General features: G+C 66.3%; 12 protein-coding genes and 3 tRNA genes. 6 read left to right on the plus strand and 9 right to left on the minus strand.

The features are described 5' to 3' along the window. Positions 1–34: 34 nt before the first annotated feature. From QUW25_RS04025 to QUW25_RS04045, 5 genes are read right to left on the minus strand one after another with little or no spacing between them, the layout of a single operon-like run. Complete coding sequence (locus tag QUW25_RS04025; RefSeq protein ID WP_289510986.1) at positions 35–2,956, minus strand: FtsW/RodA/SpoVE family cell cycle protein; 2,922 nt, start codon at positions 2,954–2,956, stop codon at positions 35–37. 55 nt (positions 2,957–3,011) lie between these two features. After that, positions 3,012–4,370, minus strand: coding sequence for a Stp1/IreP family PP2C-type Ser/Thr phosphatase (locus QUW25_RS04030; RefSeq protein ID WP_289510937.1), 1,359 nt, complete (start codon positions 4,368–4,370; stop codon positions 3,012–3,014). After that, positions 4,367–4,780, minus strand: coding sequence for an FHA domain-containing protein (locus QUW25_RS04035; protein ID WP_289510938.1), 414 nt, complete (start codon positions 4,778–4,780; stop codon positions 4,367–4,369). Before QUW25_RS04035 ends, QUW25_RS04030 begins: the two co-directional genes overlap by 4 nt. After that, positions 4,777–5,790, minus strand: a complete 1,014-nt coding sequence (locus QUW25_RS04040; protein WP_289510939.1) for an FhaA domain-containing protein — start codon at positions 5,788–5,790, stop codon at positions 4,777–4,779. The genes QUW25_RS04035 and QUW25_RS04040 overlap by 4 nt, the downstream gene beginning before the upstream one ends. Then, positions 5,774–7,516 (minus strand): serine/threonine-protein kinase, encoded by a 1,743-nt coding sequence (locus QUW25_RS04045; protein ID WP_289510940.1) that lies wholly within the window; start codon positions 7,514–7,516, stop codon positions 5,774–5,776. The genes QUW25_RS04040 and QUW25_RS04045 overlap by 17 nt, the downstream gene beginning before the upstream one ends. A gap of 147 nt (positions 7,517–7,663) precedes the next feature. Between QUW25_RS04045 and QUW25_RS04050 the strand changes: the two genes are divergently transcribed. Continuing rightward, positions 7,664–7,750 (plus strand) — tRNA-Leu (locus QUW25_RS04050). Positions 7,751–7,832: 82 nt separating this feature from the next. Here QUW25_RS04050 and QUW25_RS04055 read toward each other — a convergent pair. Beyond that, a complete protein-coding gene (locus tag QUW25_RS04055; RefSeq protein WP_289510941.1) occupies positions 7,833–8,018 on the minus strand; it encodes a DUF6724 family protein in 186 nt (61 codons plus the stop codon). Between the two features lie 107 nt (positions 8,019–8,125). Here QUW25_RS04055 and serS point away from each other — a divergent pair, with 107 nt between their 5' ends. Both serS and QUW25_RS04065 read left to right on the plus strand, forming a co-directional pair. Further along, positions 8,126–9,421, plus strand: coding sequence for a serine--tRNA ligase (gene serS / locus QUW25_RS04060; protein WP_289510942.1), 1,296 nt, complete (start codon positions 8,126–8,128; stop codon positions 9,419–9,421). Positions 9,422–9,573: 152 nt separating this feature from the next. Beyond that, positions 9,574–9,930 (plus strand): hypothetical protein, encoded by a 357-nt coding sequence (locus QUW25_RS04065; RefSeq protein WP_289510943.1) that lies wholly within the window; start codon positions 9,574–9,576, stop codon positions 9,928–9,930. Between the two features lie 22 nt (positions 9,931–9,952). Here the strand turns inward: QUW25_RS04065 and QUW25_RS04070 are convergent, their stop codons facing one another. After that, on the minus strand, positions 9,953–10,660 hold the full coding sequence (locus QUW25_RS04070; RefSeq protein ID WP_289510944.1) for a GntR family transcriptional regulator: 708 nt from the start codon (positions 10,658–10,660) through the stop codon (positions 9,953–9,955). A 111-nt stretch (positions 10,661–10,771) separates the two neighbouring features. Here QUW25_RS04070 and deoC point away from each other — a divergent pair, with 111 nt between their 5' ends. Genes deoC through QUW25_RS04085 form a run of 3 tightly spaced genes read left to right on the plus strand, consistent with a single transcriptional unit; the run spans position 10,772 to position 13,319 of the window. Further along, entirely contained in the window at positions 10,772–11,482 is a 711-nt protein-coding gene (gene deoC / locus QUW25_RS04075; RefSeq protein WP_289510945.1) for a deoxyribose-phosphate aldolase, read from the plus strand. 9 nt (positions 11,483–11,491) lie between these two features. Continuing rightward, positions 11,492–12,439: a class I mannose-6-phosphate isomerase gene (locus QUW25_RS04080; RefSeq protein WP_289510946.1), complete on the plus strand. Its 948-nt coding sequence runs from the start codon at positions 11,492–11,494 to the stop codon at positions 12,437–12,439. A gap of 10 nt (positions 12,440–12,449) precedes the next feature. Continuing rightward, positions 12,450–13,319 (plus strand): SDR family oxidoreductase, encoded by an 870-nt coding sequence (locus QUW25_RS04085; RefSeq protein WP_289510947.1) that lies wholly within the window; start codon positions 12,450–12,452, stop codon positions 13,317–13,319. Positions 13,320–13,788: 469 nt separating this feature from the next. Here QUW25_RS04085 and QUW25_RS04090 read toward each other — a convergent pair. Both QUW25_RS04090 and QUW25_RS04095 read right to left on the minus strand, forming a co-directional pair. Beyond that, positions 13,789–13,865 (minus strand) — tRNA-Arg (locus QUW25_RS04090). A 136-nt stretch (positions 13,866–14,001) separates the two neighbouring features. Continuing rightward, positions 14,002–14,093: transfer RNA gene (locus tag QUW25_RS04095), tRNA-Ser, on the minus strand. Positions 14,094–14,099 lie beyond the last annotated feature (6 nt).

The raw sequence follows: 14,099 nt of genomic DNA on the forward strand, positions 1-14,099 counted from the left end.
TTCCGTGCTCTTCTCGCCGTCTCGCCCCCCGTGCCTAGTTGCCCGTGCCCGAGGCCTGAATTGCAAGCGCCTCGGCGAGAACCTGTCCCGCAAACCCCGCGGCAAAGCCCTCGACGTCCTCGCCCTGGCCCTCAACGCACGCGGAGATGACGAGGGTGGGGTTGTCGTAGGGGGCAAACCCGATGAAGAACGAGTTGATGTTGCCGTTCTCCACCTGCGCGGTTCCGGTCTTGCCGGCAACCTGCACGCCCCAGACCTGGGCGCGCGTGCCGGTTCCGTGGTCCACGACGGCGAGCATGGCCTCCTTGACCTGCTCGGCAGTGGTGGACGAGATGACCTGTCCCAGCGAGCGCGGGGAGGTCTTGGAGGTCTCGATGCCCTCCGGCGAGAGCACGTGGTCAACAACGTAGGGGTTCATCGCCACGCCGCCGTTGGCGATTGCCTGGGCGACGACGGCGTTCTGCATGACGGTGGTCTGCGGTCCCGCCGGGCTCTCGTGCTGGCCAACGGGCTGGCCGCAGGAGGCCCATGCGGTCTCCCACTCCGTCATCTCGTCCGGGTCCGGCATGAGCGAGGGCAGGCAGTCAAAGTCCTGACCGATGTTCTGGCCGTAGCCAAAGGCGTTGGCGTAGCTCACGAGGGTGCCCGCGCCAACCTCAACGCCAAGCGCGCCGAGCGCGGTGTTGGACGAGAGGGCAAAGGCCTCCCTGAGGCTGGGGCTGCCGTAGTCGTTGTGGCCGTAGTTGCTCACCTCGGCGCCGCCGATCTCGAGCGAGGGGCCGGCGTAGATGGTCTCGTCGAGCGTTGCCGTGCCGGAGTCCAGCGCGGCGGAGAGGGTGATCGCCTTGAAGGAGGAGCCGGGGGCGTAGAGTGCCTGCGTGGTGCGGTCGAGCAGCTCGCCGCCCGTGCCCTGCATGGCCTGCTCGAGGTTCTCCACGGTGTAGGTGGGCGAGGAGGCCTTGGCAAGGACGGCGCCCGTCTTGGGGTCGAGCACCACGATGGCGCCGGTGTAGCCCACAAGCGCGTCCTCGGCGGCCTTCTGGATCCTCGAGTTGATGGTGAGCGCCACCGTTGAGCCGGACTGCGAGACGCCGGCCAGCGAGTAGAGCGCGCTTCTCCAGTTGGAGTAGTCCTTGCGGCCGGTGAGCGTCTCGTTCATGGTGGACTCGATGCCCGCGCTGCCGTACTGCGTGGAGACGTAGCCAACGGTGTGGCGCGCGAGCGAGCCCTGCGGGTAGCTGCGCAGGTAGCTGCCGTCGGACTGCTGCACGCTCTCCGCGAGGGTCACGCCGTCCGAGGTGATGATCGCGCCGCGCTGCACGTAGGCGCTGCGGGCGATGGTGTGGTTGTTGCTCGGCATGTTCTGGACGCGCTCGGCGTCGATCTGCTGCACGTAGGTGAGGTTGGCCACCAGCGCGGCAAAGAACAGCGCAAAGACGGTGATGAGCGTGGTGAGGCGCTTGCTCAGCGCCACGCGGCCGAGCACGCCGGACTCGGCGGTGGTGAGGCCAAAGTGGCCGCGCGCGTGGCTGCCGTGCACCACGGAGGCAACGTGGGCGCCCGCCTGGGAGCCTGTGGGCGCCTGGCTCGCGAGCGTGAGGATGGGGTCGCGCCGCTCGCTCTCGCGCTGCGAGGCGCTGGCCATCTCGGCCTCGTGCCCGGTGCCCTCGTCGCCCGCGCGCAGGAGCAGGCCCACGATGACAAAGCTCGCCAGGAGCGAGGTGCCGCCCTGGCTCATGAAGGGCAGCGTGACGCCCGTGAGCGGGAGGAGCTTGGTGACGCCTCCCACGATGAGAAACGCCTGGAAGGAGATGGCGCAGGTGAGGCCAACGGCCGCAAAGGCGGAGCAGTCGGACTTGGCGCGCGCCGCGGTTGCGAGGCCGCGCACGCAGAAGAGCAGGTAGAGAATAAGGATGGCGGAGCCGCCCAGAAGGCCCATCTCCTCGGCGATGGCCGAGAAGATGAAGTCGCTCTGGACAAAGGGGATGGTGGTGGCAAGTCCGTTGCCAATGCCCACGCCCGTGAGCCCGCCGTCTGCGAGCGAGTAGAGCGACTGGACGATCTGGTAGCCGCCGGTGGCCGCCGCCGACCACGGGTCGATCCAGATGTTGATGCGGTTCTGGACGTGCCCAAAGAGGAAGTAGCAGGCCACGCCGCCCAGGGCCAGGAGCCCCAGACTCACGGCAACGTAGCTCACGCGGCCGGTGGCCACGTAGATCATGATGACGAAGAACGCAAAGAAGAGCAGGGCGCTGCCGAGGTCCGTCTCAAAGACCACCACAAGAAGGCTGATGCCCCACATGACGAGCAGCGGCAGCAGCATGCGCAGGCGCGGCAGGTGGATGGGCCCAAAGCTGCGCATGGAGGCGGAGAGCGCCTCGCGGTTGGTGGCCAGGTAGAACGCGAGGAAGAGCGTGATGAGAATCTTGGCAAACTCGCCGGGCTGGAAGCTAAAGCTGCCGATGTAGATCCAGAGCTTGGAGCCGTTCTGCTCGGTTCCCAAGATCATGGGCAGCACGAGAAGCACCACGCCGGCTATGCCGAGGGTGTACTTGTAGTCCGCGAGGCTGTCGAGGTCGCGCACGACGGCGAGAACCGCCACCATGGCGGCTACGGAGAGGAAGAGCCACACGATCTGGTTGACGGCGGAGTCCGGCGCCAGGCGCGTGAGGAAGGTTATGCCCACGCCCGAGAGGACAAAGACGATGGGGAGAATGGCCGGGTCAGCTTCTGGCGCGAGGAAACGGATGGCCACGTGGGCCGCCGCAAACGCGGCAAAGAGGCCGAGCGGCACCCCAAGCGTGGAGAGGCTCAGCGTGAGACTCGAGTTGACCACGTACATGGCGTAGAGCAGCACCACGGGGATGGCGGCGATGCAGAGCAGGAGAAGCTCGGTGTTGCGGCGCCCATGGCCGCGGTCAGCCAGCGGCGCGGCGGCCGGCGCGGGCGCTGACATCGCATCCATCTCGGCGCGGGAGGCCGCACCGGCATATCTCGTCCTTCTCAGCATGCTACTCACCTCCGTCCTGCGACTCGGCGCCCGTCTGCTCCGTCTGTTCCGGAGCCGGCGCCTCGGGCTCCTCCGCCGGCTGCTCCTCCTGGCCGCCCTCCGGCGCCGCGTCCTGCGGCGTGTTCGCGGGCGCGTCCTCGGGAGCGTCTGCAGGGGTCTCGGTCTCGGAGCGGGCCGTCTCCGCAATCTCGGCGGCGCGCAGCTTCTCCTCGTCAATCTGCTGGTGGTAGGAGTTGATGACCTCGCGCCCCGCATCCTCGCCGTTGACCCTGATGCCCTGCTCGAGCTGGTCCTGGATGGCAACGGGGAGGTCGGAGACGTTGACGGCGCTCGTTCCCACGAGCTCGTAGGTGGGGACGCCGAGGAAGCTCCCCTGGACGCCGCGGTACAGGCCCACGGTGCCGTTGTTGATGCCGAGGAACCACTCGCCCCTGATGAAGGTGAACGCTATCAGGGCAACGACGAGGGCAATCCCGATGATGATGGCGGCAATGCCCGCAACGCTCTTGGCGATCCTCTTGCGGACCTCGTCCACGAGGCCGTCGTCGAGCACGTCGACCACGACCACCGTCACGTTGTCGGCGCCGCCGGCCGTGAGCGCGGCGGAGACGAGGTTGTCCGCCGCCTGCTGGGGCGTTGCGCTGGAGACGGCCACGGACTCGATCTCGCTGTCGGAGATCATGCTCGAGAGGCCGTCCGAGCACAGGATGATGCGGTCGCCGTCGTTGACCTCAAGCGAGAAGTGATCGGCGTACATGTCTGGGTCGGAGCCCAGGGCGCGGGTGATGATGGAGCGCGAGGGGTGCGTGCGCGCCTCGTCCGCGGTGATCTCGCCGGCGTCGACGAGCTCCTCAACGTAGGAGTGGTCGTGCGTGATGCGCACGAGCGTGCCGTGGTGCAGCACGTAGACGCGCGAGTCGCCCACGTGCGCCACGGCCATCTTGTTCTTCTCGATAAGTACGGCGGTTGCGGTGCAGCCCATGCCGGGCTTGCCCACGCCCTCCTCGGCCGCCTTGATGACGCTGGCGTTTGCCGCCTCAACGGCCGCGCCCAGAAGAACGTCGTCGGCCGTGCCGGGCGCGCGCTCGCCGATGGTCTCAACGGCAATGGAGCTCGCGACCTCGCCTGCCGCATGTCCGCCCATGCCGTCCGAGACCACGAAGAGGGGCGTTCTAAGAAGGAAGGAGTCCTCGTTGTGACCGCGGACCAGGCCCACGTCGCTGCGCGCGCCCCAGGAGATGAACTCGTTGGCGCCCGAGGCAACGTCCGCGCCGGCTCGCCCCTCAACGGGGATCTCGGCGCGGCCGGGAGCGTTTGCGGGCTCCTGGGTGGCGGGGATGTGGGTCTCCTCCGTCGTCATCCGCGGCTCACCCGCATGATGGTGTCACCAACCTGCACCTCGTCATCCTCGCGGAGGGTGACGGGCTGCTCGATGGGGTGGCCGTTGACGAGCGTGCCGTTGGTGGAGCCGAGGTCCTCGAGCACGAGCGCGGGGCCCTGGAGGGTGAAGCGCGCGTGGGTGGACGAGACGTACGGCTCGTCAACGACGATGTCCGAGGAGGGCGAGCGCCCAATGACAACGGGGCCGAGGATGTCCACGTGGAGGCCGCGCAGCGACCTCGTGCCCTTCTCGACGTCGATGGACCAAATCGCCGAGTCGCGGCGCTGGCCCTTGACGAGGCCCACGCCCGTCCGCATGACGGCGAAGAGGAAGAGGTACAGGACGACGATGAGGAGCACGCGTCCCACAAAGAGGACGAGCTCGATCATCGCGGGTTCTCCCTAAACTCTAGGTTCACGAGGCCGACGGTGATGAGGTCGCCGTCGCGCAGGACGCAAGTCTTGACGTCAACGTCGTTGACGAGCGTGCCGTTGGTGGAGTTGAGGTCGGTGATGCGCCAGTCGCGCCCGTCAAAGGAGAGCTCGGCGTGCGCGCGGGAGACGTTGGGGTCCCTCAGGACCACGCCGGCGCGGGAGCGCTCGCGGCCGATGACCGTCGAGGGGGCCCTGCCCGTGAAGGTCTGGCCGGTCTGGCGGTCTATGAGCAGGCAGGAGGCCTCGGCCTGAGGCGCGCCCTGGGCGATCGGCTCGTCCTGCATGCCGGGGATGCTGGAGCTCACGGTCCTCATGTTGACGAGGGGGACGCTGCGGCGCTGCGTCTGCGGCACGCCCGCGGCGGGCGTGGGCGCCATGACGGGCACGGGCATGGGGGTGGACTCCGAGGCCGAGGCAACGGGCTCGGGGGTCGCGTAGTCCGCGGGCATCACGTCGAGCCCGGTGTCGGAGTCGTGGCGCGGGCTGGGGACGTTGGTGGGGCGCTTGGCCCTGGGGTGGAGCTGCGCCGCCGCGCCGCCCGAGCTCGAGTTGCCGGCGAGAAACGCGCGCTCCTCCTCGCGCAGGCGGGCGAGCGTGCCGGCGTCGACGTTCTCGGCAAAGACGGCAAACTTCCCGGGCTTGAGGGAGGGGTCGACCATAAAGCGCACGAGCGGGCTGCCCACAAAGGCGTAGCCCTTCTTCTGGGCCTGAGAGGTCACAAAGGCCGAGGTCTCGTACGTGATCTGCTCGTAGAGCGGGCGCATGAGCGAGTCATCGGACGCGGAGACGAGCACGGTGTAGAGCGCCGGCGCGGTGTCCACGCCGTCAATCTCGTACGTCTCGCTCTCCATCTCGCGCGCGGCGCGCTTGGCGAGCTTCTTAAAGGAGAAGGGCTCGGTGTAGCCCTGCGGAGCGGCGCCAAAGACGGAGCCTATGCGCGCCTCAAAGTCACTCAGAAAACTCATTGGTACCCCCGCCTTCTTGGTCCTCGTAGAGGGGACCCCTCAGGACAGTCGCGATGCACAAAAGCACAAACCAGAGTACCGCAAGTGTCACCGTCTCCCAATCGAGGGCTGACAGTATGCGGGCATTCTCCATCCTAGCTGCGAGAACCGAGAAAAGAATCACGCTTCCCAGCCCGAGCGCCTGCCCCGTGACCCCCGCGGCCACGCTCCCCCTGAGGGCAACGATGCTCGAGACCCAGGCGCAGGCCGTCGAGCCCGCCAGCATGACCCAGAACGCCGGGCGCAGCCAGGACGCGGCGAGCGCGGCGAGAAGCGCCTCCGAGGAGGGCCCCACCGTGGCGGCAATGTGGAAGAGGCTGCCCAGCGCGTAGCCGAGCGCGCCCGTGGCCGCCGCGGGGAGCGGGTCCAGGGCAAACCCCGCGAGTGCCGCGCCCGAGACCGGGGACGGGAGGCAGCAGGGCAGAAGCAGCGGCAGCGAGGAGAGCCGGTCGTGCCTGCCAAAGAGGGCGAGCCAGAGGACAAGGAGAAGGGCGAGGGCCCAGGCGAGAAGGGTCGCCGTCCCGGTGATGCTCGCCGAGGCGATGGCCCAGGCGAGTGCCAGGCCGGCGAGCGGGCCCCCAAAGGGCGGCCACACGGCGGCGAGGGCGCACCCCAGAAGCGGCGCCACGGCGAGGGCCTGCCCCTGCGTTCCGGCGGCGAGCAGCACAACGCGCAGCGCGGCGAGGGTGGCCACGGCCGTGAGGCCGCGGGTGAGGACGCCCTCAAGGCGGGGCAGGCGCACGTCGAGGCCCGGGCGCGCCCTCCTTCCCGCGGCGATGGCGCCGTCGTCCTCCTCGGCCTGCTCAACGAGGTCGCGCAGGGACGTGGCGCCCTCGCGCTCGTCCCCAAGGAGCGGTGCGAGCTCCCCGGCCAGGTCGTCAACGGAGGGGGTTCTCTCGGAGGCCGCCGGCGCGAGCGCGTCGAGAAGCACCAGCTCGGCGTCAGGTGACAGCTCGGGACAGGTGCGGGCGAGGCCCCGCCCCGGGCCGCGGCGAATCCTCGTGAGGGACTCCTCGGCGCTTCTCGCCAGGAAGGGGTCCGAGCCGGTGAGGGACTGCCAGATGACCGTGGCGAGCGAGAAGACGTCCGTGCGCTCGTCAACGAGCATCCCCTCGATCTGCTCGGGGGGCATGTAGCCCACGGTTCCGCCGCGCGCGCCGCCATAGCCGGCGGCGGATGCGAGCGAGGCCATGCCAAAGTCCGCGAGCTTCACGGTCCCGCGGCGGTCGACCATGATGTTGGTGGGCTTGATGTCGAGGTGCAGCACGCGGTTCTCGTGCGCGTAGGAGAGGGCGCGCGCCACGCACGCAAGAACGTGCGCGCACTCTTCCGGCGTGAGGACGCCCCCCTCAACGCGGGCGAGAAGCTCGGCGAGGTTGAGGCCGTCCACGTACTCCATGACAAGGTAGGCGTAGGCCCCCTCCGCCTCGAAGTCGTAGACGGTGACGATGTTGGGGTGGGCGAGCATGCAGGCGGTTCTTGCCTCCGCGAGCGCCTCCTCGGCGGTGGTGCCCGAGTCCGCGGCAAGGGGGATGCGCTTTATCGCCACGCGGCGCTGCAGGCGGGTGTCCCAGCACGTGCAGACCGTGCCAAAGCCGCCGGTGCCCCTTCGCTCGAGCACGCGGTAGCGCCCGAGCAGGACCTCCTCGCGCTCACCCATGGCGTCGCTGTGCGGCGTCTCGATCACGGCACCTCCTCGATTAAGTTGCGTTTGCCGTGCGTGCGGCTATTCTACCGCGCCGTTTGCGCCGCGGCCAGCGCGCGGGAGACGCGCGGCGGCTCTCAAGAAAACCCCTTGGCAGCGCGTGGTCGTTGCGCTACTATTAACCGGCACGCGGGCGTGGCGGAATTGGCAGACGCGTACGGTTCAGGTCCGTATGGGGGCAACTCCATGAAGGTTCAAGTCCTTTCGCCCGCACCATAAAAGAGCAGGGCCGCCGGGTTTTCTCGCCCGGCGGCCCTTTTGTGTGCGCATGGCCGGACGGGCCGGCAGGAGGGTCGCGCTACTCGTCCTCTCCGAAGAGGTCCCAGTCGCCCTCGCTCTTCTCGTGATTGAAGTAGCGCTTCTTGGTCTTGCGCTCCATGAGCAGGGCGATGAGCAGGCACAAGACGATGCCGCCCACGATCAGGCAGATGACGCCCATGCGGTCGTTGAAGAGCCATGTGAAGAAGTCGCCGATTGCCTGCATGTCCTGCCTCCCAAGTGCGGTCGAAGATTCACCGCACAAGTATATACTTGGAGGGCCGTCGGCCCGCGCGTCGATGGCGAAGGCACAGCACGAAGCGAGGAGCCAGCATGCTCGACATCAAGTTCGTCCGAGAAAACCCTGACATCGTGGACAAGTCCTGCGAGTCCCGCCAGAACGCCCACTGGGACCGCGAGAAGTTCTTCGAGCTCGACGAGGAGCGCCGCTCCGTCATCGCCGAGGTGGAGAAGCTCCAGGCCGAGCGCAACTCCGTCTCCAAGGAGATCGGCCTGCTCATGCGCGAGGGCAAGAAGGACGAGGCGGAGGCCGCAAAGCAGCGCGTGGCGGCAAACAAGGACCGCATCGCCGAGCTGGACGCCCGCCGCACCGAGGTGGAGGACGCCCTCTTTGACCTCGTCTCCCGCATCCCCAACATTCCGCACGAGAGCGTCCCCTACGGCAAGGACGACTCGGACAACCCCGAGGTGCGCCGCTGGGGCACCCCGCGCGACTTCGCGGCGGACGGCTTTGAGCCCAAGGCGCACTGGGACCTTGGCCCCGCCACGGGCATGATCGACTTCGACCGCGGCGTCAAGATTGCCGGCACCCGCTTCTACGTGCTCGGCGGCATGGGCGCCCGCATGGAGCGCGCGCTCATCAGCTTCATGGTGGACATGCACGTCAAGGCTGGTTTCAAGGAGTGGTGGATGCCCGTCATCACCAACCGCGAGACCCTCTTTGGCACGGGCCAGCTGCCTAAGTTCGAGGACGACCTCTACCACGTGAACCCCGACCTCTATCTCATCCCCACCGCGGAGGTCATGCTCACCAACCTGCACCGCGGCGAGGTGCTCGACGCGTCCCAGCTGCCGCTCTGGTACACCGCCTTCACCCCGTGCTTCCGCGAGGAGGCGGGCTCGGCCGGCCGCGACACGCGCGGCATCATCCGCGTGCACCAGTTCGACAAGGTCGAGATGGTCAAGTTCGCCAAGCCCGAGGACTCGATGAACCAGCTCGAGAGCATGGTCGCCGAGGCCGAGGCCGTCCTCCAGGCGCTGGAGCTGCCCTACCACGTGGTGACGCTCTGCACCGGTGACATCGGCTTCTCTGCCTGCAAGTGCTACGACCTCGAGGTGTGGCTGCCCAGCTACAACGCCTACAAGGAGATCTCCTCCTGCTCCAACTGCTGGGACTTCCAGGCGCGCCGCGCCAACATCCGCTACAAGGACCCGGCGGAGTTCAAGGGCACGCGCTTCGTGCACACGCTCAACGGCTCCGGTCTTGCCGTGGGCCGCACCATGGCCGCCATCATGGAGAACTACCAGAACGCCGACGGCTCCATCACGGTGCCCGAGGCCCTGCGCCCGTACATGGGCGGTGTGGAGGTCATCAAGCCCGAGGCCTAGCGCTCATACGCAGGGTGCGCCGAGGGTCGCCCGCGCTGGCGGGCGGCCCTCTTTGCGTGACGCGCGGAATCTCAAAAATAGTTCAGAACAACTGTTCCAAAGAACAATTGTTCTGGTATACTGAGATCACGGAGCCGAGGGAGGGAGAAGAGATGCAGATGACGGAGGTCGCGCGGTTTGAGAGTGCGGGGGACGTTCGCACGATGCTCGTTGGCGAGGAGGATGGCTACGTTGTGGTGCGAGAGGACCTTGCCGGACCGTCCGCGCTCGTCGTGTACGGAGACGAGGAGCGGAGCATGCGGGCGATGTTTGCGCCGGAGGCCGTGCGGGGCCTGCTCGACGCGGTGGGTGCTGCGGGAGAGGAGTCTCTGAGCGCCTACCTCTCTCGGGAGGAGCATGACATCGTCGATCTCATGGATCTCTGCGACGCTCGCGGGGTGCCCTATGCCTTTACGGGGCTGGGCGCCCAAAGTGGGGCACAGTTCAGGCCGGCCCGGCAGTTGGGCTAGGGCGCGAGCGCCCCGCCCGTGCTCAGGCTCGACTGACGTTGAGCTCAAAGCTGTTGCTCTCCCCGCGGTAGGTTGCCACGGAGTACTCCACGGCCGTCCCACTGGCGTCGTGGGCAACAGTGTGGAAGAGCAAGAGCGGGTCTCCGGGCTCGACGTCGAGGAGCGCGGCGATCGCACCGTCGGCTTTGATGGCCTCAAGGCGTCGCTGTGCCGTCATCACGGGGTTTCCGCAGGCATCCATTGCGGCGTAGAGGCTCGACTCGTTGAAGTCGAACGAGTCGAGCTCTGGGTAGAGCGCGCAGGGGATGTAGCTTTCCACAAAGACGTTGGGCAGGTTGTCGGCATAGCGAAGTCGGACGAGTTTGAAGACGTCCTGACCGCGGGTGAGCTCGAGGCGCTTCTCGACCTCGGTGTTCGCGCGCTCACGCTTGAACACGAGGACTTTGGTTTTGGGGAGGCGCCCGGCAAGACGCATGGCGTCTTCGAAGCTCGAGATGCTCATGGTGAAGGACTGTCTCACCTTGGGCCTGGTCACCACCGTGCCACGACGCCGGCGCTTCTCGAGATAACCCTCGTCCGCAAGAAGCTGAAGGGCTTGGCGTACCGTCGGCCTGCTCACCCCGTAGATTTGAGCAAGCTCAAGCTCTGAGGGTATGGTCTGTCCTTCGGGGTAGGTCCCGTCCTTAATCTTGGAGAGGAGGTCTTCGCGGACCTTATCATAGAGGGTCATCGGACCTCCCTTGTGTCAATAGTGTGTACTGACATATACATAACATATTGAGAAGAACCAGTTGTTATGTTACCAACATATCGATTCTAGGGGAAATGGAGGGAAGCCGCCATGAAACGCTATACGCTCGACGACCTTGCCCAGCTGATTGACCACACCAATTTGCGTCCCGACGCTACGCGCGAGGACATGGAGCGGCTCTGCGACGAGGCCAGGCGTCATCACTTTAGGATGGTGGCGGTGAACTCGGTGCAGTCCGCACTCTGCTCGCGGCTTCTTGCAGGGACGGACGTTCACACGGGCGCGGCGATTGGCTTTCCTCTGGGTCAGACCTCTATTGCTTGCAAGGTTTTCGAGACAAAGGACGCGCTCGCCAACGGTGCCAACGAGATTGACTATGTGGTCAACCTCACCGAGGTCAAGGCCGGCAACTGGGCGTATGTGACTGACGAGATGACGCGGATTGTGGAGGTGTGCCGCGAGGCGCAGGTGCCCTCCAAGGTCATCTTCGAGAACTGCCTGCTCACGCACGACGAGAAGCTCAGGCTCTGCGAGATTGCGAGCGAGGTCCTGCCCTCCTTCGTGAAGACCTCGACGGGCTTTTCGAAGGGGGGAGCCACCGTTGAGGACGTGCGCCTCATGCGCGAACACGTTGACGCCCGCGTGAAGGTCAAGGCGGCGGGCGGAATTCGCACCGCTGACGCGTTTCTTGATATGGTGAGCGCTGGTGCCGAGCGCATTGGCTGCAGCGCCGGAGTTCCAATCATTGAGGAGATCGGCGCGCGCATGGCGGCCGACGGCGTCTCCTCGCTCGAGCTTTAGGGGGGCGGGATGGGACCGCTGCTTCTGCGCCCCAACTACATCTCGCCGGTTTGGTCGGGTCCGCGCATCAACGAGGCCCGCGGGATGACAGGCGACGTTTGCCACGGAGAGTCCTTTGACGTCTCGGTTCACGAGGGGCTCGTCAACGTGGTTGAGGGCGGGCCGTATGGCGGGGTCCCGCTCGATGAGCTCATTCGCGAGCATCGAGCTGAGATCATGGGAGACCTCGAGGACGACGGCATCGTGCAGGTGCTTGTCATGGACGCTGCGGATAACCTTTCCGTGCAGGTCCATCCTGACGAGGCGTATGCCCAGGCGCACGAGGGCGACCACGAGAAGACCGAGTCCTGGTACATCCTTGCCGCCAATCCCGGTGCCTTCATCTACTGCGGAACCATTACCAATGACGTCGATGTCATCCGAGCGGCCGCGCTTGACGACACGGTGGGCGAGAAGTGCTGTCGCAAGGTGCCTGTCTCTGAGGGTGACTTCGTCCTCATACCGGCGGGGACGCTTCATGCCCTGGGCAAGGGCGTTTTTGCCCTCGAGGTTGGCAGCCTTGGCTTCAAGACCTACCGCGTCTGCGACTGGGGGCGCGGGCGCGAGCTTCACGTGAAGCGGGGCTTTGACGTGCTGCGGACGGACAGCCGCCCAGAGCCCGGCCACTTTGGCGCCTTTGACGCTCAGGCACCGGCCTCCGTGCGGCGCGGCGTGACGCATCGCCTGTTTGTGAGCGACGTCGTTGACGTGCGCGGAGGCTGGGAGGCACGGACAAACGGACGCTACGAGGTCATCTCGTGCGTTGCGGGTCGCGCTCGGATTTGCACGACGGACGGGATGGTCGAACTCCCCTTCACGCGCTCCGCGCTCGTTCCCGCGAGTGTGGGCAGTTACTCGATAGAGGGCACGTGCCGAGTGCTGAGGAGCTACGCAACAAGGCCGGGCGAGACTTCCTAAGGAGGAGACGATGCAACGAATTCTCATCACCGGGGCAAACGGCTATCTTGCAAGCTTGGCCCAGCTCTACAACGCGGGGCGCTATGAGTTCCTTCGCGTCTCGCACTCTGACGTTGACTTTCGAGACCCTGAAGGTGTGGAGGCGTTTGTCCGCGCGGCGGACTTTGACGTGTGTCTGCACATGGCGGCGGACGCCACGACCGCCCATTGCGAGCAGGACCCCGAGGGCACGCGCCTCGTGAACACCGAGTCCGCCATCGCCATCGCGCGCGCCTGTCACGAGCTGGGAAGGCAGGTCGTGTTCATCTCTACGGAGCAGTGCTTCAACGCCTCTCCCGGCGCGGCGCCCTTCTCGGAGGAGGACGAGCAGGCCTCCACGACGCGCTACGGTCAGCAGAAGATGGAGGCGGACGCCTGGATCAGGGAAAACGTCGACGACTATCTCATCCTGCGCTTCTCGTGGATGTTTGGCCTGGCCATGCCCGGTGTGCGACCCTCTCCCAACATCCTCACCAACGTGATGGGCGCGCTGCGCTCCGGCAGACCTACGGTGTTTAGGGTGCATGAGCGTCGCAACATGACCTATGCCCAGCGCTTTGCGGGCCAGCTTCCCGCGATTCTCGGGCTTCCGAGCGGGGCATATCACCTTGCCAGCCAGAACGGTCGCACCACGTATGAGACCGCGCGCCTGGTCGCGGAGCGCCTGGGATGCCCTGTCGCCGAGGTTGACCGCCTCATCCTTCCGGACGAGAGCACCTATGCCGAGCACCCGCGCGACTTTCGCCTTGCGTCGGACAAGATACGGGCTGCGGGTATTGAGCTGGGGAGCTTTGAGGAGGACCTCGATCTCTGTCTGCGGGACTTCGGCCTTGGCGCGTGACGGCGAGGAGGCCGTGGTCCCGTGCCACGTCTCGGAGCCATGTCGAGAAATACCTGCCCTTGTGCCACGTCCCGGGTCCGAGGTCGAGAGAACTCGGGGTCTGTACCACGCTCTCAGATCTGTGCCGAGAAAACCCGGGGCGTGTGCCAGCGGCGCCGCCCACCCGTCGAGAAAACCTGGGGGGTGTACCGCACGACGCGATTCTTGCCGAGAAAACTGGTCCTCTGTACCGTGCCGGCGCCACCGCGGTGTTGGCGCGTGGTACAGCGCGCGGATTATATCGGCAAGAATTCTCAGATCTGGTACAGGGGCGAGGTATTCTCGGCATGCGGTCTGAGCGCGCCGTACAGACCCCCGGTTCTCTCGGCGTGATTTGCCAAAACTGGTACAGGGGAGCTGTTTTCTCGACGCGCTCGTGACGGCGATACACAAAACGGGAGGCTCCCAAGGGAGCCTCCCGTAACTTGCGTGGTGCGGCGTATAGGATTCGAACCTATGACGCCCTGATTCGTAGTCAGGTCCTCTATCCAGCTGAGGTAACGCCGCGTGCGATTGGATATATTGCCACGCAAGAGGGACCGCGTCAAGCGTCAGCGAGAAAAAAGTCGAAGATGTGGTGAGGCCGTGGCCCGCCAAACGAAAAGACCCGCCTTGCGCGCAGCAAGACGGGTCCCAAACAGTCTGGCGGAGAGCTGGGGATTCGAACCCCAGATAGGATTTGCATCCTATACTCGCTTAGCAGGCGAGCACCTTCGGCCTCTCGGTCAGCTCTCCATTAGG

The organism is Thermophilibacter provencensis, from assembly GCF_030372065.1.
GTDB lineage: Bacteria > Actinomycetota > Coriobacteriia > Coriobacteriales > Atopobiaceae > Thermophilibacter > Thermophilibacter provencensis_A.

Bases quoted from the DNA above. Each gene is read 5' to 3' on its own strand.
- QUW25_RS04035 (WP_289510938.1), bottom strand. From the start codon at position 4,780: ATGATCGAGCTCGTCCTCTTTGTGGGACGCGTGCTCCTCATCGTCGTC.
- QUW25_RS04065 (WP_289510943.1), top strand. From the start codon at position 9,574: ATGCAGATGACGGAGGTCGCGCGGTTTGAGAGTGCGGGGGACGTTCGC.
- deoC (WP_289510945.1), top strand. From the start codon at position 10,772: ATGAAACGCTATACGCTCGACGACCTTGCCCAGCTGATTGACCACACC.
- QUW25_RS04040 (WP_289510939.1), bottom strand. From the start codon at position 5,790: ATGAGTTTTCTGAGTGACTTTGAGGCGCGCATAGGCTCCGTCTTTGGC.
- QUW25_RS04070 (WP_289510944.1), bottom strand. From the start codon at position 10,660: ATGACCCTCTATGATAAGGTCCGCGAAGACCTCCTCTCCAAGATTAAG.
- QUW25_RS04085 (WP_289510947.1), top strand. From the start codon at position 12,450: ATGCAACGAATTCTCATCACCGGGGCAAACGGCTATCTTGCAAGCTTG.
- serS (WP_289510942.1), top strand. From the start codon at position 8,126: ATGCTCGACATCAAGTTCGTCCGAGAAAACCCTGACATCGTGGACAAG.
- QUW25_RS04055 (WP_289510941.1), bottom strand. From the start codon at position 8,018: ATGCAGGCAATCGGCGACTTCTTCACATGGCTCTTCAACGACCGCATG.
- QUW25_RS04030 (WP_289510937.1), bottom strand. From the start codon at position 4,370: ATGACGACGGAGGAGACCCACATCCCCGCCACCCAGGAGCCCGCAAAC.
- QUW25_RS04080 (WP_289510946.1), top strand. From the start codon at position 11,492: ATGGGACCGCTGCTTCTGCGCCCCAACTACATCTCGCCGGTTTGGTCG.
- QUW25_RS04025 (WP_289510986.1), bottom strand. From the start codon at position 2,956: ATGTCAGCGCCCGCGCCGGCCGCCGCGCCGCTGGCTGACCGCGGCCAT.